The organism is Aminobacter sp. GW821-FHT11F06 (assembly GCF_058808215.1).
The window spans coordinates 1-26,410 of sequence record NZ_JBXARL010000018.1 but is presented as its reverse complement, the minus strand read 5'-3'; the positions used below and the strand labels follow the sequence as shown (position 1 = coordinate 26,410).

General features: G+C 62.3%; 22 protein-coding genes and 1 pseudogene. 14 read left to right on the top strand and 9 right to left on the bottom strand.

All coding sequences use genetic code 11. The features are described 5' to 3' along the window. Window positions 1-86: 86 nt before the first annotated feature. From AC1RTB_RS26025 to AC1RTB_RS26010, 4 genes are all read right to left on the bottom strand, one after another. On the bottom strand, window positions 87-1,475 hold the full coding sequence (locus tag AC1RTB_RS26025; protein ID WP_492882176.1) for a glutamine synthetase family protein: 1,389 nt from the start codon (window positions 1,473-1,475) through the stop codon (window positions 87-89). A 30-nt stretch (window positions 1,476-1,505) separates the two neighbouring features. Next, window positions 1,506-2,891, bottom strand: a complete 1,386-nt coding sequence (locus AC1RTB_RS26020) for an aspartate aminotransferase family protein (protein WP_492882175.1) — start codon at window positions 2,889-2,891, stop codon at window positions 1,506-1,508. A gap of 182 nt (window positions 2,892-3,073) precedes the next feature. Beyond that, entirely contained in the window at window positions 3,074-4,042 is a 969-nt protein-coding gene (locus tag AC1RTB_RS26015; RefSeq protein WP_492882174.1) for a WD40 repeat domain-containing protein, read from the bottom strand. Window positions 4,043-4,214: 172 nt separating this feature from the next. Next, on the bottom strand, window positions 4,215-5,285 hold the full coding sequence (locus AC1RTB_RS26010; RefSeq protein ID WP_492882173.1) for a CobW family GTP-binding protein: 1,071 nt from the start codon (window positions 5,283-5,285) through the stop codon (window positions 4,215-4,217). 181 nt (window positions 5,286-5,466) lie between these two features. Here AC1RTB_RS26010 and AC1RTB_RS26005 point away from each other — a divergent pair, with 181 nt between their 5' ends. Both AC1RTB_RS26005 and AC1RTB_RS26000 read left to right on the top strand, forming a co-directional pair. Beyond that, a complete protein-coding gene (locus AC1RTB_RS26005) occupies window positions 5,467-6,201 on the top strand; it encodes an intradiol ring-cleavage dioxygenase (RefSeq protein WP_492882172.1) in 735 nt (244 codons plus the stop codon). Between the two features lie 199 nt (window positions 6,202-6,400). Beyond that, window positions 6,401-6,910 (top strand): MarR family winged helix-turn-helix transcriptional regulator, encoded by a 510-nt coding sequence (locus tag AC1RTB_RS26000; RefSeq protein ID WP_492882171.1) that lies wholly within the window; start codon window positions 6,401-6,403, stop codon window positions 6,908-6,910. On the opposite strand, the gene AC1RTB_RS25995 is transcribed toward AC1RTB_RS26000, so the two are convergent. Then, window positions 6,911-7,150, bottom strand: a complete 240-nt coding sequence (locus tag AC1RTB_RS25995; RefSeq protein ID WP_492882179.1) for a hypothetical protein — start codon at window positions 7,148-7,150, stop codon at window positions 6,911-6,913. Here AC1RTB_RS25995 and AC1RTB_RS25990 point away from each other — a divergent pair. The 3 genes from AC1RTB_RS25990 (at window position 7,065) to AC1RTB_RS25980 (ending at window position 10,024) form a co-directional block, all read left to right on the top strand. Then, complete coding sequence (locus tag AC1RTB_RS25990; protein WP_492882178.1) at window positions 7,065-7,949, top strand: DMT family transporter; 885 nt, start codon at window positions 7,065-7,067, stop codon at window positions 7,947-7,949. The two genes, AC1RTB_RS25995 and AC1RTB_RS25990, sit on opposite strands and share 86 nt — an antisense overlap. A gap of 63 nt (window positions 7,950-8,012) precedes the next feature. Continuing rightward, on the top strand, window positions 8,013-9,047 hold the full coding sequence (locus AC1RTB_RS25985) for a LacI family DNA-binding transcriptional regulator (RefSeq protein WP_492882170.1): 1,035 nt from the start codon (window positions 8,013-8,015) through the stop codon (window positions 9,045-9,047). Further along, a complete protein-coding gene (locus AC1RTB_RS25980) occupies window positions 9,044-10,024 on the top strand; it encodes a 2-hydroxyacid dehydrogenase (protein ID WP_492882169.1) in 981 nt (326 codons plus the stop codon). The genes AC1RTB_RS25985 and AC1RTB_RS25980 overlap by 4 nt, the downstream gene beginning before the upstream one ends. A gap of 10 nt (window positions 10,025-10,034) precedes the next feature. Here AC1RTB_RS25980 and AC1RTB_RS25975 read toward each other — a convergent pair whose 3' ends face one another. Continuing rightward, on the bottom strand, window positions 10,035-10,808 hold the full coding sequence (locus AC1RTB_RS25975) for a gamma-glutamyl-gamma-aminobutyrate hydrolase family protein (protein WP_492882177.1): 774 nt from the start codon (window positions 10,806-10,808) through the stop codon (window positions 10,035-10,037). 298 nt (window positions 10,809-11,106) lie between these two features. Here AC1RTB_RS25975 and AC1RTB_RS25970 point away from each other — a divergent pair, with 298 nt between their 5' ends. Then, window positions 11,107-12,216, top strand: a complete 1,110-nt coding sequence (locus AC1RTB_RS25970; RefSeq protein ID WP_492882168.1) for a TRAP transporter substrate-binding protein — start codon at window positions 11,107-11,109, stop codon at window positions 12,214-12,216. Between the two features lie 133 nt (window positions 12,217-12,349). On the opposite strand, the gene AC1RTB_RS25965 is transcribed toward AC1RTB_RS25970, so the two are convergent. From AC1RTB_RS25965 to AC1RTB_RS25955, 3 genes are all read right to left on the bottom strand, one after another. Next, entirely contained in the window at window positions 12,350-14,068 is a 1,719-nt protein-coding gene (locus tag AC1RTB_RS25965; protein WP_492882167.1) for a TRAP transporter large permease, read from the bottom strand. Beyond that, on the bottom strand, window positions 14,065-14,649 hold the full coding sequence (locus tag AC1RTB_RS25960) for a TRAP transporter small permease subunit (protein WP_492882166.1): 585 nt from the start codon (window positions 14,647-14,649) through the stop codon (window positions 14,065-14,067). The genes AC1RTB_RS25965 and AC1RTB_RS25960 overlap by 4 nt, the downstream gene beginning before the upstream one ends. Window positions 14,650-14,855: 206 nt before the next feature. Then, on the bottom strand, window positions 14,856-15,761 hold the full coding sequence (locus AC1RTB_RS25955) for a branched-chain amino acid ABC transporter permease (protein ID WP_492882165.1): 906 nt from the start codon (window positions 15,759-15,761) through the stop codon (window positions 14,856-14,858). 95 nt (window positions 15,762-15,856) lie between these two features. On the opposite strand from AC1RTB_RS25955, the gene AC1RTB_RS25950 reads away from it, so the two are divergent. From AC1RTB_RS25950 to AC1RTB_RS25915, 8 genes and pseudogenes are all read left to right on the top strand, one after another. Further along, window positions 15,857-16,456, top strand: coding sequence for a CGNR zinc finger domain-containing protein (locus tag AC1RTB_RS25950; RefSeq protein ID WP_492882164.1), 600 nt, complete (start codon window positions 15,857-15,859; stop codon window positions 16,454-16,456). Beyond that, complete coding sequence (locus tag AC1RTB_RS25945) at window positions 16,449-16,982, top strand: hypothetical protein (RefSeq protein WP_492882163.1); 534 nt, start codon at window positions 16,449-16,451, stop codon at window positions 16,980-16,982. The genes AC1RTB_RS25950 and AC1RTB_RS25945 overlap by 8 nt, the downstream gene beginning before the upstream one ends. Before the next feature lie 142 nt (window positions 16,983-17,124). After that, window positions 17,125-20,601, top strand: coding sequence for an indolepyruvate ferredoxin oxidoreductase family protein (locus AC1RTB_RS25940; RefSeq protein WP_492882162.1), 3,477 nt, complete (start codon window positions 17,125-17,127; stop codon window positions 20,599-20,601). A gap of 138 nt (window positions 20,602-20,739) precedes the next feature. Beyond that, window positions 20,740-23,049 (top strand): putative bifunctional diguanylate cyclase/phosphodiesterase, encoded by a 2,310-nt coding sequence (locus tag AC1RTB_RS25935; protein WP_492882161.1) that lies wholly within the window; start codon window positions 20,740-20,742, stop codon window positions 23,047-23,049. 154 nt (window positions 23,050-23,203) lie between these two features. Beyond that, window positions 23,204-23,983: an N-acyl amino acid synthase FeeM domain-containing protein gene (locus tag AC1RTB_RS25930; protein ID WP_492882160.1), complete on the top strand. Its 780-nt coding sequence runs from the start codon at window positions 23,204-23,206 to the stop codon at window positions 23,981-23,983. 45 nt (window positions 23,984-24,028) lie between these two features. Beyond that, window positions 24,029-25,342 (top strand): ABC transporter substrate-binding protein, encoded by a 1,314-nt coding sequence (locus AC1RTB_RS25925; RefSeq protein ID WP_492882159.1) that lies wholly within the window; start codon window positions 24,029-24,031, stop codon window positions 25,340-25,342. A gap of 165 nt (window positions 25,343-25,507) precedes the next feature. Next, complete coding sequence (locus tag AC1RTB_RS25920) at window positions 25,508-25,756, top strand: aa3-type cytochrome c oxidase subunit IV (RefSeq protein ID WP_492882158.1); 249 nt, start codon at window positions 25,508-25,510, stop codon at window positions 25,754-25,756. Between the two features lie 286 nt (window positions 25,757-26,042). Continuing rightward, window positions 26,043-26,410: pseudogene (locus AC1RTB_RS25915) on the top strand (Re/Si-specific NAD(P)(+) transhydrogenase subunit alpha); the annotation flags it as partial.

The following is a 26,410-nucleotide window of genomic DNA, read 5'->3' as shown; positions in this document are numbered from 1 at the left end:
AAACAAATCACCCATCAGACCCTCCGTGGAGAACCTGAATCACAGATCAATCCAAATTAACAGGTCCTGACCCTAGGCCAATCCCCTCAGACCTCGTGCAGATAAAGGTGATAATCCAGCTCGCTCACCGTGCGGGCGACGCGGAAATATTCGGCTTCCTTGATTGCCGTGAACGTCCGGTGCAGGTCGTGACCCAGCGCCTCGCGCAGGAATTCCGACGCTTTTGCCGCTTCGATCGCGGTGCGCCAGTCGGCTGGCATCCCGCCATTGGCGCCAGCCGCCTGCTCGTAGCCATTGCCCGTCGTCTCGGGCCCCGGATCGAGCTGTTCGTCCAGTCCCTTCGAAATACCCGCAAGGATGGTCGCTGCCACCAGATAGGGATTGGCGTCGACGCCCGAGGGGCGGTGCTCGATGCGGCGGTTCCTGGTGTCGCCCGCCGGCACGCGCAGCGCCACTGAACGGTTATTGACGCCCCAGGTGGGGGCCACCGGCGCATAGGATTGCGACACGAAACGGCGCCAGGAATTGGCGTGCGGCGCGAATACCAGCATCGATTCCGCCATGGTCGCCGCAAGGCCGCCGAGCGCATGCAGAAGCTTCGGCTGCCACTCGCCTTCCTTGGCCTCGGTGAAGATGTTGTTGCCGTCCTTGTCAAGCAGCGAGGCATGAAAATGCATGCCCGAGCCGGCATATTTCTCGATCGGCTTGGCCATGAAACAGGCGATCACGCCATGGCGGCGCGCCTGGGCGCGGACGATGCGCTTGAGCATGATCAGGTCGTCAGCCGCCTGCATCACGTCCTTGCGGTAGCGCAGCGTCAGCTCGTATTGCCCCGGTGCGTATTCGGAAATCACGGTTTCGGCCGGAATGCCTTGCAGCTTGGCGGCGGCATAGATGTCGGAGAACAAAGGCTCCATGCCGTGCAGATGATCGACCGAATAGACCTCGGTCTTGCCTGAGGCGCGGCCGTCGAGCACAGCACGTGCCGGCTGCACCTTGCCGTCGCTGTCGCGCTCGTTGGACAGCAGGAAGAATTCGAGCTCGAAGGCGCCTGCCGGATGCAGGCCTTTGTTGGCCAGCCTGTCGACCTGGCGCTGCAAGGCGAGCCTTGGGTCCGAGGTCATCGGCGCGCCGTCGAGATGATACATCGACATCAGCAGCTGGCCGCGCGCCGGGCTCGTGCCATAAAGCGGCTTGAGCGTGCCGGGGATTGGCCAGGCGCGCAGGTCGCCGTCGCCGGAATCCCAGATCAGCCCGGTCTCGTGTACATCCTCGCCGGTGATGTCGAGGCCGAGGATGGAGATCGGCAAATGCCGGCCGCCTTCATACAGGCCCGTCAGCTCATGGCGGCGGATGATCTTGCCGCGGCCCACGCCATTGGCGTCGGTCAAGACGATGTCGAAGGCTTCGATATCAGGATTGGCGTCAAGGAAGGCTCTGGCCTCGTCGATGGTCGAGCCGGAAGGAGATGTCATGATCTTACTCAATTGTCCAAAAACCTTGTCTCACGCCGAAAGCGTGGCGGCAATATCGCCGAAAGCCGCAATAAGCCTGTCGACCTGGCGGACGGTCGTCACCGGCGAAACCAGCATCATGTTGTGGAACGGCGCGATCAGCACGCCGCGATTGACCAGCGCCACATGGACGGCTGCTTCAAGCCGCGAGGCGTGCGCCGTCTCGGCTTCGCCACCGTTGCGCAGCGGCCCGGGCGCGCAGATGAATTCCACCCGCGCGCCAACGCGCATGACATGCCAAGGCAGCTTGTTCTTGCGGATGGCCTTGTCGAGGCCGGTTGCCAGCCTGTCGGCCAGCTTCTCCATATGGGCGTAATTTTCCTCGGTCATCACCTCTTCGAGGGTGGCCCGCATCGCCGCGAATTGGAGAGGGTTGGCAGAAAGCGTGGTGCCCATGCCGGAATAGCCGGGCTCCTTGGTCCTGTTGTAGTCGGCGTAGCGCGCGGCGACCTCTTCGCTCATGCCCCACACACTCGCGGGCACGCCACCGGCGACGGGCTTGCCCAGCACGAACAGATCAGGCTCGAGGCCATGCTTTTTGGTGTAACCGCCGGGGCCGGTCGAGATGGTGTGTGTCTCGTCGATCAAAAGCAGCGTGCCGGCCTTGCGCGTCAGCTTGCGCACGCCTTCGAGAAAGCCGGGCTCTGGGAGCACCATGCAGCTGTTGGTCAGCACCGGTTCGGTGATGACGCAAGCGACGTCGCCATGGGCGAGTGCGGCTTCAAGTGCCGGCAGGTCGTTGAACTCGACGATGCGGGTGCGGGCGGTGAGGTCGCGGAACTCGCCTGATAGCCCCGGCCGGTTGACCGGCTTGCCGTCCTTCAGCCGCACCATCGTTTCGTCGACGGCACCGTGGTAGCAGCCGTTGAAGACCAGGATCTTGTCGCGGCCGGTCACTGCGCGCGCCACGCGCAGGGCAAAGCGATTGGCGTCGGTGGCGGTGGTGGCGATCTGCCAATGCGGCAGGCCAAAGCGCTTTGCCAACAAAAGCCCCAGCGTCAGCGAATCCTCCGAGGGCAGCATGTAGGTCAGGCCACGTCCCGCCTGGCGGCGGATGGCGCGGGCGACCGGGGCGGGGGAGTGGCCGAACATCGAGCCGGTGTCGCCGAGGCAGAAATCGGCGAGCCTGTTGCCGTCGACATCGGTGATGGTGGCACCGCTCGCCTTGTCGACGAGGATCGGGAACGGCGTCGGCCAGTCGTTCATCCAGTGCATCGGCACGCCGCCGAAGAAGCCCGCGACACCATTGCCAAGTGCTGCCTCGGATTTCGGCCGCGCCCGGCGAAAGATCTCGGCCTCGGTCGCTGCAAGCTCCGCTATGCGCGACAGCGGCACGCCGCCTTCGCTGGCTTGTGGTCGTTCGATGCGGTTCATCATGGCTCCCATTGGACAGACGGGCGCCACTCTAGCCAGTCGGCTGCCGAAACTTCAATTGGCCGTGCGTGGGGCGTCGATTGGCGCAGGAAACAGCAAATGGGCCGATCGTGCAGGCGCTGGAGCTTGCGGCTGGCGCGGTCGCCGCGCTGCAAGCCATCCAGAACAGTGCGCGCAGGCTAGGCTCAGCCGGCGATATCGATGACGCCGCAGTCGCCGGCGGCACTGCCGAAGGCGAGGCGGCGCTCTTCCTTGTCCCAGGCCATCGAGGTGATCGCACCCTTGCCGGGGCGGCGCAGCAGCACCTCCTTGGCATCGGCAAAACGCACCGCCATCACCATGCCGTCTTCATAGCCGATGGCAACGATGTCTTCGCTCGGGTGGCAGGCGACCGAGGTCACCATCGAGTTGCCGCGCGTGCCGAGTTCGAGCGGGGCCTTGCCCATCGGGCCGTCCTTGCCGACGAAGGGCCAGACGATCGCGGCAGGCGCGCCGGAGCTTGCCAGCCACTTGCCCTTGGCGCTCCACGACAGGCTCTTCACCTTGGCGGGATAGCCGGTCATGCGCATGTGCTTGGCGTCGACAAGCTTCCAGCCATGCAGGGCGTTTTCCTGCATCGTGGTGACGAGGAAGGCGCCGTCCGGCGAAAACGTGACGCCTGTATGCGCCCCAGCCCATTCAAGCTCCACCGGCGTGCCTTCGGCGGCGGGGAAATGCAGCGTCGCGCCATTGTAGCGGGCAACGCCGATGCGCATGCCTTTGGGCGAAAAGGCTAAGCCTTCGACCGAACGCGGATGCGAAAATTCCTTGGTCTTGCCATCGGCGAAGCGCACCCAGGCGCTGCGACCGCTGGCATAGGCGACTGCGCCTTGCGGGCCGGTGGCGATGGAGGTGACCCACTTCTTGCCGATGCTGGCGAGTTCTTCCGTCGTGCCCGACGATGCCAGCGACATCACCTTGCCATCCTCGCCGCCTGAGATCATCAGGTCGTTCTTGGTCGTTGCTGAAAGCAGCCCGTCATGCAGCTTGACCGACTTCTGGCCGTGGTCGAGCCAATGCACCATGCCGTCGGCGAGCGCGAAGAACGGGATATCGTTGAGAAAAGCGGCGGTGACGCAATGTCCGTCGAGATCTAGCGGGGCGACTGTCGGCATAAGAGACTATTCCATTCGAGATTTATGCTGCCCCTCACCCTTACCCTCTCCCCGTAAACGGGGCGAGGGGGCCGTCGACGTTACAGCTTGTCCCTTCTCCCTGCATAAGGGGAGAAGGTGCCGGCCCTTCGATGAACTCAGGGTCGGATGGGGCAGGGTCTTCGGTGTTGGCTTACGCCGCCTGACAGGCTTCGAAACTACGCTTCAGCCGCTCGGCGTCGAGTTCACGGCCGATGAACACCAGCCGGCTCTCGTGCTTCTCGTCGTCCTTCCAGGCGCGCTGGTGATCGCCCTCGATGATCATGTGCACGCCCTGGATGACGTAGCGGTCCGGATCGTCCTTGATGGCGATGATGCCCTTGAGGCGCAGGATGTTGGGGCCTTCCATCTGGGTGATCTTTTCGATCCAGGGGAAGAACTTCTTGGGGTCCATTTCGCCACCGCGCAGCGACACCGACTGCACCGTAACGTCATGGATCGGCGAGACCGCGCCATGGTCGTGGTGATCATGACCGTGATGATGGTGGTCATGATCATGGTGGTCGTGGCCGCAATCTGGGCCGCACGCGTGATCGTGGTCGTGATCATGCGCGTCGAGGAAATGCGGATCGTCGGCCAGAACGCGCTTCAGGTCGAAGGCGCCGCGGTCGAGCACCTGGTCGAGTGCCACGCCCGCACGGGTGGTGCGGTGGATCTTTGCAGACGGGTTGATGGCGCGGATGGCGGCTTCGACGTCGCGCAGCTCGTCAGCGTTGACCAGGTCGGTCTTGTTGAGCACGACGACGTCGGCGAAGGCGATCTGGTCCTCGGCCTCGCGCGAATCCTTGAGGCGCAGCGGCAGGTGCTTGGCGTCGACAAGGGCCACGACCGCGTCGAGCTTGGTCTTGGAGCGCACGTCGTCGTCCATGAAGAAGGTCTGTGCCACCGGCACCGGGTCGGCGAGGCCGGTGGTCTCGACGATGATGGCGTCGAAACGGCCGGGGCGGCGCATCAGGCCCTCGACCACGCGGATCAGGTCGCCGCGCACGGTGCAGCAGACGCAACCATTGTTCATCTCGTAGATTTCTTCGTCGGATTCCACGATCAGGTCGTTGTCGATGCCGATCTCGCCGAATTCATTGACGATGACCGCATAACGCTTGCCATGGTTCTCCGACAGGATGCGGTTGAGCAGCGTCGTTTTGCCGGAACCGAGATAGCCGGTCAGCACGGTAACTGGAATTTGGGTCTGAGCTTCGGTCATGGTCGTCCTCGGGATCGAATAGAGGCTCCATATAGGATGCCGAAGGCGGATTTGCACGTCTCAAACGACATCACGAATGCGCCTGCCCGACATTACCGAAATTTCACTAGGAAGGCGGCAAGCCGTTGCCTAGATTGACGCTTGGGCCGGGGGGCTACCGACCCACAGGAGCCAGGCGCCGATGCAGGATGATCCGTTCCGCGCCAATCTCACCCGCCGCCGGGCGCTTGGCCTGATCGCTGTGACAGCGGGCGGCGGTGCTCTGATGCCTGTGCATGTTTTCGCTCAGCAAGCTTCCTCGCCAGCCGGAGCTGCCTTGCTGATGCCGCAAGCCGGCGTCTGCTCGATCACGCCTGAAGTGACCGAAGGTCCCTACTATTTCGACCCGGCACTTGAGCGCAGCGACATCACCGAAAAGCGCGAAGGCGTTGGGCTCACCGTGCGCCTGCAGGTCGTCGACGAGGCTTGCAGCCCAATCGCGGGCGCCCGTGTCGACCTGTGGCACTGCGATGCCCAAGGGCACTATTCGGGTTATCCCGGCCAGGGCGACAATCGCGACGTCGACACCACGGGCGAAAAATTCCTGCGCGGCTGGCAGCGCACCGACAAGAACGGCATTGCAGCCTTCCAAACCATCTATCCCGGCTGGTATCGCGGCCGCACCACGCACATCCATTTCAAGGCCTTCCCGAGCGAAGGCTCTGTCATGACCGGCCAGATGTTTTTCCCCGACGATCTCAGCGAGCGCATCTTCTCGACGGCCGCGCCCTATAACCAGCGCAGCGGGAAGCGCGACACGATGAATGCCGACGACGGCATCCTGCGTCGCGCCGGCGAGGGCGTGCAGAGCACTGTGCACGAAAATGCGTCCGCCTATGAAGCGCTCATGATTGTTGCCGTAAAAAGAGCAGGATGAGGCTATTGTGCCGGAAGATTTGCCGGCGAATGGTTTTTGTCATCGAACTGTAACATCGCTCTGGCAAGAGCGCTCATGCGGATGGTTGGTTGCCGGCAAAGCGACAAGGCACAATCAAACGCGAAGTTGATTGCCAATGGCCGCGCGACAATTATTCTCGGCCATCACGGCGCAAGAGAGCGTGGCTCAGGAGATGCGGATGTCCAAGTCCAATAAAGGCGCGGCGATGAGCCGGCTTCATTCCGTGGCCCGGCTGGCGCGCACCTCGCTTGCCGCGCGGCTGCTTGCGCATGGCTTCTACGCCGGCCAGGACCAGATCATGCTGGCGCTGCACGAGGACGACGGCCAGACCCCTGGCCAGCTCGCCTCGCGCCTCGGCGTCCGCCCGCCGACGATCACCAAGACCATCAACCGGCTGCAGGCGCAGGGCTTTTTGGAAAAGCGTGCCTCGGATACCGACGCTCGCCAGGCTCATATCTTCCTGACCGAATCCGGTACAGACGCCATTCGTGCCGTGGAGAAGTCGGTCAAGAAGACCGAAAAGCAGGCGCTCAAGGGCTTCGACAAGAAGGATCTGAAGCAGCTTTCCAAGCTGCTTTCCCGCATTGAGGCCAATTTGTCGGACCTCACCCTCATCGACGACGAGGTTGCCGAAGTCGAAGGTGCTGCCGAAGCCGAGCCCGACGTGGAAGCCGAAGCGGCGGAGTGATCACTTCTTCGGCTGGACCACGACTTTCGCCTTGCCGGACGGCGGTACTTCCCGCATGAGCTGGAAGTAACTTCCGTCCTCGATTTTTCGGCCTGCCAGCGTGTCTCCCCAAAAACCAGCAGAAACAGCAACGCCTTCATCGGCGATCCTGCTGATATTCGCCTCGGGCCTGATCTTCTCTTTCCTCGACACCAGCGCCAAACATCTGGTGACATCGGGAATGGCGGCACCCTTCGTCACCTGGGTGCGCTTTGCCGTGCACGCGCTGATCGTCATCGTCCTGTTCAAAGCCTGGCGACGGCCCGAGCGGCTGGTGCCGCAGAGCCTGAAGCTGCAGATACTGCGCGCCGTGTTCATGTTCGGCTCGACGATCTTCAACTTCATGGCGCTGCAGACGCTGCAACTCGCCGAAACGGTGTCGATCAATTTCGCCAGCCCGATGGTCATCACAGCCCTTGCCGGGCCACTGCTCGGCGAATGGGCCGGCTGGCGGCGCTGGCTCGCGGTCCTCGTCGGCTTCACCGGGGTGATCGTCATCACCCGGCCGGGCTTCGGCGGCTTCGACATGGGGCATGTCTTTTCCCTCTGCGCCATGCTGAGCTCGTCGCTCTACACCATCATGACCCGGCAGATGGGCAACCGCGAGACGGCCGAAAGCCTGATCCTTTATTCGGCGGTGGTACCGGCGATCTTCATGCTGCCGGCCGTGCCCTTGGCCGGTTCGCTGCCGGTCCATCTCTATGACTGGCTGGTGCTGTTCGGGCTCGGGGTGTTCGGCGGCTTTGGCCACTGGCTGCTGATCAAGGCCTACCAGCGCGCCACCGCGACAGCGTTAGCGCCTTATCCCTACCTCCAGATGGTGTGGATGATCATTCTGGGCTGGCTGGTGTTCGACCAGTTGCCGGACCGCTGGACCCTTGCCGGGGCCGCAATCATTGTTTCCAGCGGCCTCTACATCATCCACCGCGAACACACGCTCAGGGTCCGCAACCGTGCGGCGCCCAACACTGAGGTCGAGGAGCTGGCAAAAAAGCTTTGATTTGCCTGTGAACAATGGCATACGGCTTTAAACGGTTTAAAAGACCGTCTGTTCACGCTGCGGATGGAGGGCCCGCTGGCTCAGAAGATCAAGCTTTCGACGATCGCCGACGCACTTGGCGTTTCGACTGCCACTGTGTCGCTTGCGCTGCGCGACAGCCCGCTTGTCGCTGACGCCACCCGCGACCGCATCAAGCAGCATGCCCGCGAGATCGGCTATATCTACAATCGCCGTGCCGCCAGCCTGCGTACCTCGCGTTCCGGCATCGTCGGTGTTGTCGTCCATGACATCATGAACCCGTTTTACGCCGAGATCTTGCGCTCCATCGAGAGCGAGCTCGACCGCAGCGGCCAGACCTTCATCCTGTCCAACCACTACGACCAGCTCGAGAAGCAACGCACCTTCGTCGACACGCTGCTGCAGCTCGGTGCCGATGGCGTGATCATGTCGCCGGCCATCGGTACGCCGGCCGAAGACATCATCATGGCCGAGGAAAACGGCCTGCCTGCGGTGCTGATCGCACGTTCGGTCGACGGCGCGGAAGTGCCTGTATTCCGTGGCGACGATGCCTATGGAACTGCGCTCGCCACCAACCATTTGATCTCGCTTGGCCACAAGCGCATCGCCATGATCGGCGGCACTGACCAGACCTCGACCGGCCGTCACCGTTACCAGGGCTATCTCAATGCCATGGAAGCGGCGGGGCTCGAAGTCTTGCCGTCGTGGCGCATTGCCGGCCCGCGCACCAAGCAGGGTGGCTTTGAAGCGGCCGGACAGTTCCTGGCACTCAAGGACAAGCCGACGGCTGCCTGCTGCTGGAACGATCTCGTGGCCATCGGCCTGATGAACGGTATTGCGCGTGCAGGTCTGGTGCCCGGCATCGATGTCTCGGTCACCGGCTATGACGATCTTGAGGAAGCCCAGATCGCAACGCCTGCGCTGACCACGGTGTGGAACGGCCAGCGCGAGGTTGGCCGCCGCGCCGCAAGTGCGCTTCTCGACAAGCTCAACGGCCAGTCGGTGCGGCCGTCGCAGGAGCTGATCAAGCCCGAGCTGCATGTTAGGCAGTCCACCGGAAAACCCAAAGAACGCACATGACCGCATCGAATATCGAAGCACCGGTGATCCTGATCCCCGGCCGGATGCATCCGCATGTCATCGAGCGGCTCAAATCGGCATTTCCGCTGATCCACGTCGCCGAGGGCGATCCGGCATTGCTGAGCGACGAGACGAAGGCAAGCGTTCGCGGCATCGCTTCGATGGGCCGGGTCGACGCGGCCTTCATCGATGCGCTGCCCAATCTGGAAATCATCGCCAATTTTGGCGTCGGCTACGACGCGGTCGACGCCCGCCATGCCGGTGCACGTGGCATCATGGTCACCAACACGCCAGACGTGCTGACCGAAGAGGTCGCCGACACGGCTATCGGCCTGCTCATCAACACCGTGCGCGAGCTGCCTCGGGCAGAGGACTGGCTGCGGCAGGGGCGCTGGGTCCGCGACGGCGGCTATCGACTGACGGCTACGCTGCGCGGCCGCCGCATCGGCATCTTCGGCATGGGCCGCATCGGCCTGGCGATAGCGCGGCGGCTGGAGGCCTTCGGGCTGCCGATCGCCTATCACAATCGCCGCAAGGTCGATGGCATTGCCTACGACTATTACCCGACGCTGAAGGAATTGGCCGCCGCTGTCGACACGCTGATCTCGGTGGCGCCTGCCACGCCCCAGACCGAGAAGATCGTCAACGCCGGGATTTTTGAAGCACTCGGCGCCAGCGGCGTCTTCGTCAATGTCGGTCGTGGGGCTACTGTCGACGAGGCGGCACTCGTCGAGGCTCTGTCGAAGGGAACGATCCTGGCCGCTGGTCTCGACGTGTTCGCCGACGAACCGAACGTGCCGCAGGCGCTGATCGACCTGCCAAACGCTTCGCTCCTGCCGCATGTCGCCTCGGCGACGGTTCATACACGGCAGGCGATGGCCAACCTTGCGGCCGACAACATCTTTGCCTGGTTTTCCAACGAGCGCCGGGCGCTGACGCCGGTGCCCGAGACCGCTGATGTGACGGCCAAGGGCTAAAGGGAGCGGTTTATTCCGCAGCCGTCCGTGCCGCCTGACGCGCGATCGCATGGGCGCGGACGGCATCGCCGAATGCCTTGAAGATACGCTGCGAGGCGTTGTCTGTGCCGACCCAGTATTCCGGGTGCCACTGCACGCCGACGGCGAACGCGCGTGAATCGCGTACGGAAACCGCTTCCACGGTACCATCCGCTGCCACAGCTTCGACCTGCAGCTTCGGCCCGAGCCGTTCGACCGCCTGGCGGTGGACCGAGTTGACCATGATGTCGCCCGCGCCGAACACGCCGGCGAGGCAACTGCCGGGCTTGATCGTCACAGCCTGGCGGATGGCGAAGCGCTCGTCCTGGAGGTCGCTCACCGGAGCGCGATGATCCATCGAGCCTTCGCGCTCCTGGATTTCGGTGGCGAGGCTGCCGCCAAGGGCGACGTTCATTTCCTGGATGCCGCGGCAGATGGCGAGCAGCGGCACGCCGCGCTCGATCGCCTTGCGGATCAACGGCATCGTCGTCGAATCGCGCGCCGGGTCATAGGGGCCATTGGCCTCGGTCGCTTCCTCGCCATACAGGCGCGGGTCGACGTTCGACTTGGAGCCGGTCAGCATGACGCCGTCGACGGAGGACAAAAGCTCGTCGAAATCAAGCCGGTCGCCGAATGAAGGCACCAGCAAAGGCAGGACGCCCGCGCCCGAAATCGCGGCCTCCAGATATTGCTGGGGCGCCGCGTGCCAGGTGTAGTTGTCGAACTGGCGGACATCGGTCGACACGGCGACGAGCGGCTGGTGCATGATGCGTTTCAAATCCTTGTGGGAAGCGACTGTTTCCTTGCCCATAAAATAGGCGATCCCAAGGCACTTTTCCAACACAAGTTTGCATATCTCGTATGCGCCTGGCAGCGGGGATTAGACTATAGTTTTAGATGCTTGGGTTGCCGCAAGGTTTTCTGCGGTCAATCATTCTCCGCCCAGTCTGGCGCGCTTTACTCGCACCCTTCGCCGTGTATTGTCGCGAGCAGCGTCGGTGGTAGGAAGCAATAATTTCCGCTGCGTCGCACTCGTTCTTTCGGTCCAGTATGGGAGGATTTTGATGGATCGCCGTTCATTTATCAGGAAGGCCGGCACGACCGGCGTTGGGGCAGCAGCCGCTGCCGCGACGCTTGCGGCGCCGGCAATTGCCCAGTCCAACCCCAAGGTTACGTGGCGCCTGGCGTCATCGTTCCCGAAGTCGCTCGACACCATCTATGGCGGCGCCGAGGTCCTGTCGAAGTACCTCTCGGAAGCCACCGACGGCAATTTCACCATCCAGCCTTTTGCTGCCGGTGAACTCGTGCCCGGCCTGCAGGCAGCCGACGCGGCCGCGGCCGGTACCGTCGAAGCCTGCCACACGGTGGCATATTATTACTGGGGCAAGGACCCCACCTGGGCGCTGGGTGCGGCGGTTCCGTTCTCGCTCAATGCGCGCGGCATCAACGCCTGGCACTACCATGGCGGCGGCATCGACATCTTCAATGAATTCCTCGGCACCCAGGGCCTGTATGGTCTGCCCGGCGGCAACACCGGCGTCCAGATGGGCGGCTGGTTCCGCAAGGAGATCAATACGGTCGCCGACCTTCAGGGCCTCAAGTTCCGCGTTGGCGGTTTCGCCGGCGAAGTGCTTGAAAAGCTCGGCGTCGTGCCGCAGCAGCTCGCCGGCGGCGACATCTACCCGGCGCTCGAAAAGGGCACCATCGACGCCGCCGAATGGGTCGGTCCTTATGACGACGAGAAGCTCGGCTTCCACAAGGTCGCGCCGTACTACTACTACCCCGGCTGGTGGGAAGGGGGCCCGACGGTCCACTTCATGTTCAACAAGGCCAAGTTCGAAGAGCTTACCCCGGCCTACAAGTCGCTGCTGCGTACGGCCGCCCAGGCGACTGATGCGAACATGCTGCAGAAGTACGATCACCTGAACCCGACGGCGGTAAAGAGCCTGGTCGCCAATGGCGCGCAGCTGCGTCCGTTCAGCCCGGAAATCCTCGCGGCCTGCTTCGATGCGGCCAACGGGGTCTATGCCGAGATGGAAGCGACCAACCCCGGCTTCAAGAAGGTCTGGGACTCGATCAAGGCGTTCCGCAAGGACCACTACCTGTGGGCGCAGATCGCCGAATACAACTACGACACCTTCATGATGATCCAGCAGCGCAACGGCAAGCTCTGATCTGATCACGCAAAGTCAAGTCGAACCCCGGAGCAGCTGCTCCGGGGTTTTTCTTTGTCTGCATCGCCTAGGGAAAGACGACACGGACATGAAAAGGGCGCCTCGCGGCGCCCTTTCACGTCTGTTGGACTGTTCAGTTGAAGCTCGGCGGCTTCGACAAGTCGTTGGCTGGCGCCGCCGGTGCGGTGCCGGGTGCGGCAGGTGCGCCAAGCGGGGGCAGGCCGAGCCCGCCACCAAGGCCTGGCATTTCCGGCATCTTGATCTCGATGGTTGAGGGATCAACCGTCTTGCCCTTGTAGTGCATGACCATCTGCGGGAAGGCGATGGTCAGCCCGATCATGATGACCTGGATGCACACGAAGGGTACGGCACCCCAGTAGATCTGCCCCGTTGTCACCGGCTGGATATTCTTGCCGGTGATGCGGTCGAGATAGGGCACGCGGGCTGCCACCGAGCGCAGGTAGAACAAAGCAAAGCCGAAGGGCGGATGCATGAAGCTGGTCTGCATGTTGACGCCCAACAGCACGCCGAACCAGATCAGGTCGATGCCGAGCTTGTCGGCGGCCGGCGCCAGAAGCGGTACGATGATGAAGGCCAGCTCGAAGAAATCGAGGAAGAAGGCGAGCAGGAACACAAGGATGTTGACGGCGATCAGGAAGCCGACTTCGCCGCCGGGCAGCGACACCAGCAGGTGTTCGACCCAGAGATGACCGTTGACGCCGTAGAAGGTCAGCGAAAAGACGCGCGCGCCAATCAGGATGAAGATGACGAAGGACGATAGCCGTGTCGTCGATGCGAGCGCCTGGCGGATCACGTCGAAAGACAGCCGGCCTTTAGCAGCGGCCATGATCAAGGCTCCGACCGAGCCCATCGCACCGCCTTCGGTCGGCGTTGCGATACCGAGGAAGATGGTGCCAAGCACGAGGAAAATCAGCGCCAGCGGCGGGATCAGCACGATGATGACCTGCTGGGCCAGTCGCGACATCATGTTGATCTTGAGGCCACGGTCGGCGATCGCGGCGATGTAGATGACGATGATGCCAACACAGGCGCCGAGGATGTCGGCATTGGCGCCATGCGTCGGCGACAGATAAACATGGGCGGCATAGGCGATCACCACGGCGAGCAGCAGTGCCGCAAACAGCGAGGTCACGCCGTGGCCGAGCGTGCGCGCCTCGAGCGGCAGTGCCGGCATCGATTTCGGCCGGATGATCGACATCAGAAAGATGTAGCCCATGTAGAGGCTGGTCAGCACCAGGCCGGGGATCAGCGCCCCCTTGTACATGTCGCCAACCGAGCGGCCGAGCTGGTCGGCGAGCACGATGAGCACGAGCGAGGGCGGGATGATCTGGGCGAGCGTGCCGGATGCGGCGATGACACCGGAAGCAAGCCGCCTGTCATAGCCGTAGCGCAGCATGATCGGCAGCGAGATCAGGCCCATGGCGATGACCGAGGCGGCAACCACGCCCGTTGTCGCTGCCAAAAGCGCACCGACGAAGATCACGGCATAGGCAAGGCCGCCGCGGATTGGCCCGAACAGCTGGCCGATGGTGTCGAGCAGGTCTTCGGCCATGCCGGAGCGTTCGAGCACGATGCCCATGAAGGTGAAGAACGGGATCGCCAGCAGCGTTTCGTTCGACATCACCCCCCAGAAGCGTTCGGGCAGTGCGTAGAGCAGCGGCCATGACAGATTGATGGAGTTATTGGAATAGGGCGCGAGTTCGACGCCGATGAAGAAGAACAGCAGGCCGTTGGCAGCCAGCGAAAAGGCGACCGGATAACCGAGCAGCATGAAGACGATGAGCGAGAAGAACATGATCGGCGCCATGTTCTGGGCGATGAACTCCATCATGGGCGCACCTCGTCGGCGAGCGCCTTGCCTTCGAGTTCGGCCTGTTCATGGGCCGATATGAAAGGCGTGGGATCTTCCATGTCGCCGCGCATGATGGCGATCTTCTTGATGATCTCGGAGACGCCCTGGAAAGCCAGCTGCACGAAGCCGAACAGCAGCAAAGCCTTGGCCGGCCACAGGATCAGGCCGCCGGCACTCGACGACATTTCGCCCGAGCGGAACGACAGGCTGACATAAGGGATGAAGTAGACAATCATCAGGATGACGAAGGGCATCAAAAACAGCAGGTGCCCGAGCAGGTCGATCCAGTGCTGTACCCGGCGCGAGAACATGCCGTAGACGATGTCGATGCGGATATGCTCGTTCTGCTTCAGCGTGTAGGCGGCGGCCAGCATGAAGGCAGCGCCGAACAGGTACCACTGCAGCTCCAGCCAGGCGTTGGACGACATGTTGAAGGTCTTGCGGATGATCGCGTTGCCCGAGCTGACCAGGATGGCAACCAGGATCGCCCAGGATACCGTCTTGCCGATCGCCTCGTTGATGCGGTCAATGAATCTGGATAGAGCGAGAAGCCCTGCCATGCATTCCTCCCTGATTTGATGGGGCAGCCGTTGTTCCCCGACGTTCTTTTTTCGGCATCCCTCGATGTCCATGGGTATGCCGGTCATGGGTGCCGCGTCAACATAACGGCCCTGTGGCGTCAACCGCTACAAAGGCCGCAAATCCGGGGAAAAGGTGCTGTGACGCTGCGACATACAACCAAAGTCGCAAGCGAAAAACCGGTCTTTCAGACCGAGCTGGGCGCGTCCTTGCGGTCGCCGGTCAAGACCAGCATCGCTGCGAGCAGCGCATACATCCAGGCGTCGCGCCATTCGATCGGGAAGTAGCCGGCCCACAATGCCTCGGCGAAGCCGAAGGCAGCGGCGCCAAGGGCTGCGCGACCGGGGGCGTAGTAGCCGCCGACAGCGGTGATGAACAGGATCTTCAAGCCGTAGACGAGACCGGCGCCGAAGCCGAGATTGCCGTAGTAAAGTGCGGCCAGCACGCCGGCGAGCCCGGCGCACAGGCCAGCGAAAAGAAGGGCGCGATGGAAGACGCGCGCCGTGTCGATGCCGCAGAGTTTTGCCGCGAGCGGATCGTCGGCGACCGCGCGCCAGTGGCGACCGAAGTTCGACCGTGCCAGCAACAACGCGCCGCACATGATGACCACTGCTGCAATCGCGGTGTTGATCAGCTGGATGACTGTCAGCGTCGCAACGAAGTTGCTGCCCGAGGCAAAGACCACCGGTGTCGAAAGCATCGGCGGCAGCCAGTAATCATGCGTGTCGGCGGCAATGCGGCTCAGTTCCATCAGCACCAGCAGCGCGCCGAGTGAGGCGACAACGATGGCGTTGGGCGCGCGGCCGGCAAGCGGGGCGAAGACGGTGCGCGACAAAAGCCGGCTGAAGAAGGCGGCATAAGCGAGTGCGATGAAGATGCCGAAGGCGATGGTCACCGGCAGCGTCAGCCACAGCACCTGCCAGCCATAGACGGCAGCAAGGATCATGGTCTGGCCGCAGAAGGCAAAGATGCCGCCATAGGCCAGGTTGGTGCGCTGGAGCAGACCGTTGCCGAGTGCATAGCCGAAAGCCAGCAATGCGTAAATCGCCGCTGAATGCACGCCGTTGAGGAGCTGTTGGAAGAAGTAAAGCATGCGCTGTCCGGTCGCGCGGGCATCTTCCGCACCGAGCTAAAATTGCGCTTCTGAATCTAACTTGTCAAATCGTGTTTACCAGTTAGATTTGAAGCATGTCAGTTGCCTGGACCCGTCATCGCTTCTCTGGCGGCGCGCTTGCGCTCGATACCGCCAACACGGTTGTGCTTCGCGGCGATACGGAGCGCTCCTTCGACCGTTTCGACGAACCAGTGGAGATCGCCCGCTTTGCCACCGCTGCCAGCGGCTTTCGTGCCGACGAGCTCAGGGGCAGGGCGCTCGCCACGCCCGATCCGCATGCGATCGCCGGAAAAGTCATCGCCATCCGCGAGACAACGGACCGGCTGTTCCGGCGCACGGTGGCCGACGGCGCGCTGGCCGCAACCGATATGCCAGTCTTCCTCAATGCCTGCGCCGATGGGCTCGCCGGCTCGCGCGAATTGCTTAGTCTGGACGCGCCCTTCGGCGCCTCGCCGCAACCGCTCGCTTTTGAGGCCGCACTCGCCGTTTCGGCACTGTCGCTGCTGTCGTCCGACACTATGTCTCGACTCAGGATCTGCCCGAACTGCGGCTGGCTGTTCGTCGACCGCAGCCGCAACGGCAGCCGGATGTGGTGCGATATGGCCGTCTGCGGCAACCGCCAGAAAGCCAGGCGTCACTACAACAGGCGCAAGGAGGAGGTGGCGAATGCCTGAGCGGAGATTATTGCGCGCCGTGGTCGCGCTTTCAGCACTTGCCCTGCTCGGGCTGGCCGGCTGCCGCGAAAGCGGCGGCGAGGGCGAATATTTCGCACTGTCCGGCCGCCTGTTCGTCTTCAACTATCGGGTCGCCACCGTGCGCTACATGGTGACCTTGAGGCCACTCAAGCCGGTCGGCGAGGCCGAGGTCGCGGTGGCGAGCTTCGAAAATCCGGCGGGCGGCGAGCCGATCATCGTGCGCCAGAAGATCTGGCCGATGAGCGAGAAGGTGACGATCGAAAGCCCGCCGCTCGAATGCGTGGTCAAGGACCTGCCCTACAAGGTGTCGATCCGCATCGAGGATGCGAAGGGCAAGGCGATGCAGGCATTGGAGACAACCATGGCCTCGTCGCAGGACCAGTCGATGCTGCCCGACAAGCCGCTGGCTGTCGGCCCGTTCTACGATCCCAATCCCGAGCTGAAAGGTCATCCAGATGGGCGTGTGCCCGGTGGTCGCGGTGTGCGCTGTCCGGCTTCGGCCTGAACGCCTCGCACGCATCTTTGACTGTTCTTTTCCCCGTGCAAAGAAATTCGTTTGACGCGACAGCCGGGCCCAGAAAAGCTATCCCTGAGCTACCCAAGGTCAGCCGCCCGAATCGTGGGCGGTTCGGGCACAGGAAATGCTGATGACGCTTCACGACGTCGCTCTCGATGACAAGTTCGATCTAGGCAAGGAGCGGATCTTCCTCTCCGGCGCGCAGGCTGTCATCCGAATGCTTGTGATGCAGCGCGAAAGGGACCGGCTCGCCGGCCTCGACACGGCGGGCTTCGTCTCAGGCTATCGCGGTTCGCCGCTTGGCGGCCTCGACCTGCAGCTGTGGAAGGCCAAGAAGCAGCTCGCCCAATCCAATGTCGTCTTCCAGCCTGGCCTCAACGAGGAGCTTGCCGCCACTGCCTGCTGGGGCTCGCAGCAGGCGGAAATCCTGGGCGAGGGCAAGCATGACGGCGTCTTCTCCGTCTGGTACGGCAAGGGCCCCGGCGTCGACCGCTCCGGCGATGTCTTCCGCCACGCCAACCTTGCGGGATCGTCTAGGCATGGTGGCGTGCTGGCCCTGATGGGCGACGACCACACCGCTGAATCCTCGACCAATGCGCATGCCACCGAGTTCCTATTCGTCGACACGATGATCCCGATCCTCAATCCGGGCGGGGTGCAGGAACTGATCGACTACGGCCTCTACGGTTTTGCGCTGTCACGTTTCGCCGGCACATGGGCTGCGATCAAATGTGTCAAGGACAACATCGAATCCACGGCTTCCGTCGACGCCTCGCTCGATCGTCTCAACATCGTCATCCCCGAATTCGACATGCCGCCCGGCGGGCTCAACATCCGCAACGAACTCGATCAGCTCGGCCAGGAAGCGCGGCTCCACGAATACAAGCGCGCGGCGGCATCCGCCTTTATCCGCGCCAACGGCATCAACCGCATCGTCTATTCCGGCGGCCGCAAGCCGAAGATCGGCATCATCACCGTCGGCAAGAGTTTTCTCGACGTCCGCCAGGCGCTCGACGATCTCGGCGTCGACGAAAAGCGTGCCAACCAGCTCGGCATCCGCCTGTTCAAGGTCGGCTGCCCGTGGCCGCTCGATATCGAGCATATCCGCGACTTTGCCCGCGGCCTCGAGATGATCGTCGTTGTCGAGGAGAAGCGTTCGCTGCTCGAAACGCAGGTGCGCGAGGAACTTTACGGCACCTCGATGCAGCCCAAGGTGGTCGGCAAGAAGGACGAACGCGGGGACTGGCTGTTTCCGGCCAAGGGCGCGCTCGACCCCAACGACATCGCGATTGCGCTGGGCGAGCGCATCCTCAGGGTCATCGGCCCGTCGGAGGAGATCGCCGCCCGCGTCAGCCGGCTGCGCCAGTACCAGGCGATGCTTGCCGACACCACTGATGTAGCTTCGCGGACGCCGTTCTTCTGCTCCGGCTGCCCGCATAATACGTCGACCAAAGTGCCCGAAGGCTCGATCGCCGGTGCGGGCATCGGCTGCCACTTCATGTCCTTGTGGATGGACCGCAGCACCATCGGCTTCACCGCCATGGGTGGCGAGGGCGCGCAGTGGATCGGCCAGGCGCCGTTTTCCAAGCGCGGGCACATCTTCCAGAATCTCGGCGACGGCACCTACAACCATTCGGGCACGCTGGCGATCCGCTTCGCGCTCGCCTCGGATGCCAACATCACCTACAAGATCCTCTACAATGACGCGGTCGCCATGACCGGCGGCCAGCCGCATGAAGGCAGCCTGACCGTCGACATGATCGCCCGCCAGGTCCGCGCCGAGGGTGTCGAGCGCATCGCGGTCGTCACCGACGAACCGGACAAGTATGGCGGGCGTTCGCAGTTCCCTGCAGACACGACGTTCCACCACCGCGACGATCTTGATCTTGTCCAGCGCGAACTGCGCGACATCAAGGGCGTGACCGTGCTGCTCTACGACCAGACCTGTGCCGCCGAAAAACGCCGACGCCGCAAGCGCGGCACCTTCCCCGACCCAGACAAGCGCGTGTTCATCAACGAGCTGGTCTGCGAAGGCTGCGGCGACTGTGGCGTCAAGTCCAACTGTGTGTCGATCCAGCCTGTCGAGACGGAGTTCGGCCGCAAGCGCAAGATTGATCAGTCGAGCTGCAACAAGGATTTTTCCTGCGTCAACGGCTTTTGTCCGTCATTCGTTACTGTTCATGGCGCCAAGATCCGCAAGGCTGAAGGTATCGCCGGCACCGGCGACGCGTTGCAAGGCGTGCCCGAGCCCCGGCAATTTCCGCTCAACCGCGACGGCTGGGCGGCGATCATCGACGGTGTCGGCGGCACCGGAGTGGTGACTGTTGGGGCCGTGCTTGGCATGGCGGCGCATCTCGAAGGCAAGGGCTGTGGCATGATCGACATGGCCGGCCTCGCCCAGAAGGGCGGCTCGGTGTTCACCCATGTCCGCATCGCCCGTTCGCCTGACGACATCAACGCGATCCGTGTCTCAGCCGGCAAGGCCGACCTGATCCTCGGCTGCGATCTTGTCGTGTCGGGCGCCAAGAAGGTACTGGCGGCGGTTCGCGAAAACCACACCATCTTCGTTGCCAACACCGCCGAGATCATGCCCGGCGAATTCACCCGTTCGGCCGATTTCTCGTTGCCGACCGAACGGCTCAAGAAGACCATTCGCGAGGCTGCCGGCGAGGCGAACGCGCATTTCTTCGATGCCACGCGTACAGCATCAGCGCTGTTTGGCAATTCGCTCGGCGCCAACATGTTCATGCTCGGCTTTGCCTTCCAGCATGGCGGCCTGCCGCTGTCGGCCGAGGCGGTCGAAAAGGCGATCACGCTCAACGGCGAGGCGGTGGCGATGAATGTCGCCGCATTCCGCTGGGGCCGCCGTGCCGCGCATGAGCCGGAGTTCGTCCGGGCGATGCTTGCCCGCTCAGGTCGCGGCGACGAGCCTGTCGTGGCTCAGACGCTCGACGAGATGATCGCGCGCCGTGCCGAATTCCTGATGTCGTACCAAAACGCATCCTATGCCGAGCGTTTTGTCGGGCGCATCGCTTCGATCCGCGCTGCCGAGCAGAAAGCGAAGCCCGGTTCGACGGTGGTCACTGAAGCGGCCGCGCGCTCGCTGTTCAAGCTGATGGCGATCAAGGACGAATACGAGGTGGCGCGGCTATACACCGACGGTTCGTTCAAGCGCGAGCTGGCAAAGCAGTTCCAAGGCTACGACCGGCTGGAGTTCCATCTTGCGCCGCCGGTCCTTGGCCGCAAGGATGCCGACGGTGTGGCGCGCAAATCGAGCTTTGGCCCGTGGATGATGACTGCATTCAAGCTGCTCGCGGCGCTGAAAAGTCTGCGTGGCGGTGTCTTCGACGTCTTTGGCTACAGCGCTGAGCGGCGCATGGAACGGGGGCTGCTCGATCGCTACGAGGCCGATCTCGAACTGATCCGCGGAGCGCTTTCAAGCGACAATATCGCGGCGGCGGTGGCACTGGCATCGGTGCCGCAACTGATCCGCGGCTATGGTCACGTCAAGCATGCGAGTGTCGACAAGGCAGCGGGCGAACGGGAACGGCTGGTCAAACGGCTGACGGCGTTGCCGGCCAATTCGGCGCTCCAGGCGGCCGAATAGCCGATACCACTTGTTTACCTGAACCTAAATTAGAGGTTGTATTGGCCATTTGAATGGCCAGGAGGCTATTTGGGCCTCTGTTTCTAAGCCTTTCTTAAGGCGAGTGTGGCAGTTCTTGGCCTCCCAGGCGGGCCTCGGATGCGCAGAAGAAACAACGAGATACCGGTCGACGTCTACATCCCCTTCGTGGAAACGCTTTTCCGCGATGGCGCGACGCTGGCTGTTGGCATGGTTGCGCAAACGGCGCTGATCGGCGTCGTCTGGTGGAAAACCGCCCATCCGCTCTATCTTGTGGTTGCGCTGTTCATGGTGCTGGTCGGCACCTTGCGTATGCGAAACTTCCGTAAATACAACAGCTTGCCCTCGTCCACGACTTGGGAGGAAGCGCGTCAGCGCGAGAATGATTACATCTTCTACGGCTCGCTACACGGCGCCGCATTGGGCGCATTCTGTCTTGCCGGCATCTATTTCGCGCATGACCCCTTCGCCGAGATCGCCTCTGTTTGCGTGACGCTGGCCACGGCTACGTCGATTGCCGGTCGCAACTACGGCTCTCCGCGCATGGTGATCATTTTGATCATCGCGTTGACGTGGCCGATTTCGCTCGGCTTTCTGCTTCGGGGCGACCTCTACCATGTCTTCTTAGGCCTGTTGTCTGCGCCGTTTTTGTTTGCGATCCGGAAGTTCGCCGACACCGTACGCGACGTCCTCTTTACCGCCGTGTCTGAGGAAAAGAAGGCCAGCCGTCTCGCCCAGCGTTTCAATCGCGCGCTCAACACCATGTCGCATGGACTGGTCATGCTTGGGCCAGATGGACGCGTGGCGGTCGCCAATGCGGAAGCCGCAAATCTGATGGCGGTCAAGTCGCCCGAGGCACTTCTCGGCCGCTCGATCCATGGCCTTTTGATGCGTGGTGTCGCTGGTGGCAAGCTGGCGCTCAAGGACTGCCGCTACATCGAAGCACAGCTGACGCGCGCGCTGCGCGAGGGCAGGGATCGCAAGGTCCTGGTCTCGCTGTCCAATGGCCAGTGCCTGGAGTTTTCCGCCCGCGAAGGCAGCCAGGAACTCGGTGTCATCACCTTCGAAGATGTAACGGCCCGCGTTGCCGCCGAAGAGAAGATCCGGTTCATGGCGCGCTACGACAGCCTCACCGGGTTGGCTAACCGTGCCTATTTCCATGAGATGGTCACCGAATGCGTCCTTGCCGGCGACCGGGACCGGCTTTGCGCGTTGGCTGTTCTCGATCTCGACGATTTCAAGAGCGTCAATGACACGCTCGGCCATCCTGTCGGCGACGGGCTGATTTACGCAGTGGCGGAACGGCTTGCGGTTTTTGCCAGCGACAACGTCAAGGTCAGCCGCTTCGGCGGTGACGAGTTCATGATCTATTTCGACAAGGTCGAAGACGAGAGCCACCTTGCCGAAATGCTTGATCGCATTTTCGTCGACATGCAAGGCGACGTCGACGTCGCCGGCCATGTGCTGCGTATTCAGGCAAGCGGTGGCGCGGTTCTGGGGCGAGCAAGCAATTCCGATGTCGACGTAATGACCGTCAAGGCTGATCTTGCGCTCTACAAGGCCAAGGAGTCGGGCAAGAACAACTGGCATCTTTTCGAGGCGGTGATGGATGCCGCTTTCCGCAATCGTCAGCTGATGAAGGCCGATCTACGCAATGCGGTCGAAGCGCGTGCCTTGCGTGTCGTTTATCAGCCGATCGTTTCGATGACCACGATGCGCATTGCCAGCTGCGAGGCATTGTGCCGCTGGGACCATCCCGAACTCGGCCCGGTGTCGCCTGCCACCTTCATTCCGCTCGCCGAAGAGATGGGCATCATTTCCGAAATCAGCACCTTCGTGCTGCAGGCGGCCTGCGCGGAATGCGCCAAGTGGCCGGCACCCATCGGCGTTTCGGTCAATCTCTCCGCCAAGGATTTCCGCAATCGCGATGTCGTCGACAAGGTGAGGGACGCGCTGGCGACATCGGGCCTTGCGCCACATCGACTCGAAATCGAGGTCACCGAGACCGCGCTGCTCGACGACAAGTCGCTGACGCGCAGCTACGTCGAGGAGCTCAAGTCGATCGGCGTGCATATCGCGCTCGACGATTTCGGCACCGGCTATTCCAGCCTGAGCTATCTGCACAAGCTGCCGCTGGACAAGGTCAAGATCGATCGCAGCTTCCTGGCCGACGTCGGCCAGAATCCCCGTTCGCTGCAATTGCTCAAGGGTATCGTCGACCTGTCGCGTCCACTCGGGCTAATGGTTACGGTGGAAGGTGTCGAAACCTTCGAACAACTCAAGATCCTGGCCATCGAGGTTCATCCCGATCTGGTCCAGGGCTTCCTGTTCGGCTCGGCGCTGTCGTCTTCGGGAATCGAAACGATGTCGAACACCGTCTGGCCCTTCGCCAAGGATATCGGACTCGCCCGCATCGCAGCCCGTCGTTGAGGCGAGGCGCCATACATCGCGAAAGTAGCAAATATGCTTAATTTTCCGTTAATTATTAACCTTAACGGAAGGTAAACAGCAACAGTTTGATTTTCATCTTTACATCACCCCGACCTCCGCTACGTTTCAGCCGGGCGGAATTACGGGGAATACCATGACCATCCATCAAGCGACGTCCGGCGGCGATGCGGACGTCAAGAGCAGCAGTGTGCCCGATGCGGGGTCGTCATTTGCCCGACACGTCTCGAACTTGCTTGAGCGCACAGAATACCGCCGTTGCGACAAGGGCGAAGATCTGGAAGATATCTACCGGCTGCGGTACAAATCGTACCGATCCAACGATATGGTCCCCGACAACGAGAGCCATACCATCAATGATGAACTGGACGAGACATCCAACGCCTATCGTTTCGGTGTTTATGTCGATCAGCGCCTAGTGAGTACGCTGCGTATTCACCACGTCACGTTGGCGACTCCGTTCTCGCCGTCCACGAAGGCATTCGGCGATATAGTCATGCCGATGCTGGCAGAGGGGCTAACGTTCATCTGCCCCAGCCGCTTCGCATCGGACCCCGAGTGGTCGCGAGTCTATCCGCAAATCCCCTACATTACACTTCGCCTGGCCGGCATGGCGTGCTTCCATTTCAAGGCGCCTTACTGCCTGTCGACCGTTCGCGAAGACCACGCCGGCTTTTACAAACGCATTTATTATTCCGAGCGCATCAGCGAGCCGCGCCCCTATCCGGGGGTGTTCAATAAGGTTGTGCTCTACCGCGCCGATGTGAGCAGCATCCGCGAGCGCTCCTTCCAACGCTTCCCCTTCTTCAAGTCGACGCCGATGGAGCAGCGGCTGATGTTCGGCAAGCCGGCGTCCGGCGAACTGGCACCGCTAACCATCCTGCCGACGGCAAAATACTATCGCGAAGCCGCCTGAGCTTCGCGTAAGGTCGGCGGCACTGTAATCCGGAACGCGGGAACAATGACGACGCCGACCTTCATGCACCTTCTGCGGGCAGCGGCGCTGCTGTTTGGCCTGACCTTGCCCGCACCTGCGCTCGCCGAGGATGCGCTCTCCATCGCCAATATGTCCTTCCGCACCGGCCCCTTCGCGGCTGCCGGTTCGCCGCTGATGGACGGCCAGCGCGACTACTTGCTGATGCTCAATGAGCGCGACGGCGGCATCAACGGCATCAAGCTGGCCTATGACGAGTGCGAAACCGGCTTCAACACCGACAAGGGTGTCGAATGCTACGACAAGACCAGGGCCACCAGCCTGGTGACCCAGCCCTGGTCGCCTGGCATCGCGCTCGAACTTCTGCCGAAGGCCAGTGCCGACAAGGTTCCGGTGCTGGCACCTGGCTACGGCTTTTCGGCCATGGCCGACGGCAAGCATTTTCCCTGGGCCTTCAACCCGCCAGTCACCTATTGGGACGGCGCTTCGATGATGCTCAAGAGCATCTCGGGCGACGATCTCGACAGCCTGCGTGGCAAGAAGATCGTGCTCCTGCATCTCGACGCGCCCTACGGCGAGGAGCCGATCCCGCTGCTCCAGGCCTATGCCGATAGCTTCGACTTCACGCTTGTGCCCCTGCCGGTCGCGGCCAAGGAAATGCAGAACCAGTCGGCGCAATGGGCAAGGATCAAGAGCGAGCGCCCGGACTTCGTGCTTTTGTGGGGCTGGGGCGCGATGAACGCCGGCGCGTTTGCCGAAGGGATCAAGACCGGGTTTCCGATGAACCGGCTCGTCGGCATCTGGTGGTCGGCCCAGGACGACGACCTCAAACTGGCTGGCGATGCCGCCAAAGGGTATCGCGCCTTGTCGTGGAACCTGCCGGTATTTAGTGCCGAAGCGATCCAGGACATCCGCAAACATGTCGTCGACGCCGGCAAGTCGCAGACGTCTTTGGAAGAGCTCGACCAGCTGTTCTACCAGCGCGGCGTGCTGATTTCGATGTTCACAGCCGAGGCGATCAAGGCAGCCCAGGAGCATTTCGACATCAGGCTGATCAATGGCGAGCAGATGCGCTGGGGCCTGGAGAACCTCAAGATCGACGACGCCAGGCTGGCGTCGCTCGGCATGACCGGCATGATCGGTCCGTTCGCGACTTCCTGCACCAACCATGCCGGCCATGGCGGGGCGTGGATGCTGGAATGGGACGGTGCCAGGTTCGTCAAGACATCCCATCTTTTGACCGCGGACGCCGAGATGATTGCGCCGCTGGTCGAGCTGGAAGCCGGCAAATTCGCCGAGGCCCACGCGCCGTGGCCACTTAACGAGGCGTGCAAAAACTAGGGCTTTGTTTTCCTGCGGCGCGAGAACACGCCTGTTCATCAAGTGAGCCAGGATTTCCCGCTGGGGATTGATAATCTTGTCGCAGCCAAAGGGGCAATCTTTCCATTGCCCTGCAGCGCGCATTTAGGTATGTGCCCTTGAACTCGTTTTCCGGAGGGGACTCTCATGGCTGATAATACGCCGACCGGCCCGATCGAACTTGGCGCGCAGATGGACTACGCCGAGCACGAGAAAACCTATTCGACCTTCATTTCGCTGTCCAAATACAGCACGCTGGTTTGCGTTGCGCTGATGATCGCCATGGCCTTCGGGTTCTTCACTCCCGCTGGATTTTTCTCCAGCGTGGTGCTGTTCCTGATCATCTGCGCCGTCGGCGGTTTCCTGCTGCGCGACGTGCCGACACATATTCGCTGACATTTCTGCGCAGCCGCGGGCTCCCGCGTCGGTTCGGGTTCTGGCCAATTTGGGCCGGAGATGAACAGACGATCTTCGTTAGAAGAACGTGGACCAGAAGCGGCTCCGTGCAATAGCCTTGCCGGTTACGTGTCTGGCAAGGCATGGTCCTGATAAGATTGTGGGTTCGGGTGCGTCGGCGGTTTCACCGTCAGTATCCATACTAGATTTCGTTGGTAAGCGCCGACGCGTCTTTGTGCGTCCGGCGCATTACGTTTGGTAAGGTTCCAACCGAAAGGACGTGACGGTGGGCCAGACAATATTCATACCCAAAGAGATTGATCCAACCGAGAGCCGTGTCGGGGCTTCGCCGGATACGGTGAAACGCCTGGTGGGGCTTGGTTTCGACGTGATTGTCGAGGCTGGCGCTGGCACCTTGTCGCGGATTCCCGATGCTGATTTCGCCGCTGTCGGTGCTGTCATCGGCAAGGCTGCCGATGCGGGACGCGCCGATGTCGTGCTGAAGGTCAGGCGGCCTGATGAAGCCGAGTTCAGGGGCTACAAGCCAGGCGCTGCCGTGCTCGCCATAATGGACCCTTATGGCAATGACGCGGCGGTTGCGGCGATGGCCAAGGCGGGTGTGACGGCGTTTGCCATGGAATTGATGCCGCGCAT

Excerpts from the sequence above, each read along its gene's own strand:
- AC1RTB_RS26025 (WP_492882176.1), bottom strand. The coding sequence starts at position 1,475 with ATGACATCTCCTTCCGGCTCGACCATCGACGAGGCCAGAGCCTTCCTT.
- AC1RTB_RS26020 (WP_492882175.1), bottom strand. The coding sequence starts at position 2,891 with ATGATGAACCGCATCGAACGACCACAAGCCAGCGAAGGCGGCGTGCCG.
- AC1RTB_RS26015 (WP_492882174.1), bottom strand. The coding sequence starts at position 4,042 with ATGCCGACAGTCGCCCCGCTAGATCTCGACGGACATTGCGTCACCGCC.
- AC1RTB_RS26010 (WP_492882173.1), bottom strand. The coding sequence starts at position 5,285 with ATGACCGAAGCTCAGACCCAAATTCCAGTTACCGTGCTGACCGGCTAT.
- AC1RTB_RS26005 (WP_492882172.1), top strand. The coding sequence starts at position 5,467 with ATGCAGGATGATCCGTTCCGCGCCAATCTCACCCGCCGCCGGGCGCTT.
- AC1RTB_RS26000 (WP_492882171.1), top strand. The coding sequence starts at position 6,401 with ATGTCCAAGTCCAATAAAGGCGCGGCGATGAGCCGGCTTCATTCCGTG.
- AC1RTB_RS25985 (WP_492882170.1), top strand. The coding sequence starts at position 8,013 with ATGGAGGGCCCGCTGGCTCAGAAGATCAAGCTTTCGACGATCGCCGAC.
- AC1RTB_RS25980 (WP_492882169.1), top strand. The coding sequence starts at position 9,044 with ATGACCGCATCGAATATCGAAGCACCGGTGATCCTGATCCCCGGCCGG.
- AC1RTB_RS25975 (WP_492882177.1), bottom strand. The coding sequence starts at position 10,808 with ATGCACCAGCCGCTCGTCGCCGTGTCGACCGATGTCCGCCAGTTCGAC.
- AC1RTB_RS25970 (WP_492882168.1), top strand. The coding sequence starts at position 11,107 with ATGGATCGCCGTTCATTTATCAGGAAGGCCGGCACGACCGGCGTTGGG.
- AC1RTB_RS25965 (WP_492882167.1), bottom strand. The coding sequence starts at position 14,068 with ATGATGGAGTTCATCGCCCAGAACATGGCGCCGATCATGTTCTTCTCG.
- AC1RTB_RS25960 (WP_492882166.1), bottom strand. The coding sequence starts at position 14,649 with ATGGCAGGGCTTCTCGCTCTATCCAGATTCATTGACCGCATCAACGAG.
- AC1RTB_RS25955 (WP_492882165.1), bottom strand. The coding sequence starts at position 15,761 with ATGCTTTACTTCTTCCAACAGCTCCTCAACGGCGTGCATTCAGCGGCG.
- AC1RTB_RS25950 (WP_492882164.1), top strand. The coding sequence starts at position 15,857 with ATGTCAGTTGCCTGGACCCGTCATCGCTTCTCTGGCGGCGCGCTTGCG.
- AC1RTB_RS25945 (WP_492882163.1), top strand. The coding sequence starts at position 16,449 with ATGCCTGAGCGGAGATTATTGCGCGCCGTGGTCGCGCTTTCAGCACTT.
- AC1RTB_RS25940 (WP_492882162.1), top strand. The coding sequence starts at position 17,125 with ATGACGCTTCACGACGTCGCTCTCGATGACAAGTTCGATCTAGGCAAG.
- AC1RTB_RS25935 (WP_492882161.1), top strand. The coding sequence starts at position 20,740 with ATGCGCAGAAGAAACAACGAGATACCGGTCGACGTCTACATCCCCTTC.
- AC1RTB_RS25930 (WP_492882160.1), top strand. The coding sequence starts at position 23,204 with ATGACCATCCATCAAGCGACGTCCGGCGGCGATGCGGACGTCAAGAGC.
- AC1RTB_RS25925 (WP_492882159.1), top strand. The coding sequence starts at position 24,029 with ATGACGACGCCGACCTTCATGCACCTTCTGCGGGCAGCGGCGCTGCTG.
- AC1RTB_RS25920 (WP_492882158.1), top strand. The coding sequence starts at position 25,508 with ATGGCTGATAATACGCCGACCGGCCCGATCGAACTTGGCGCGCAGATG.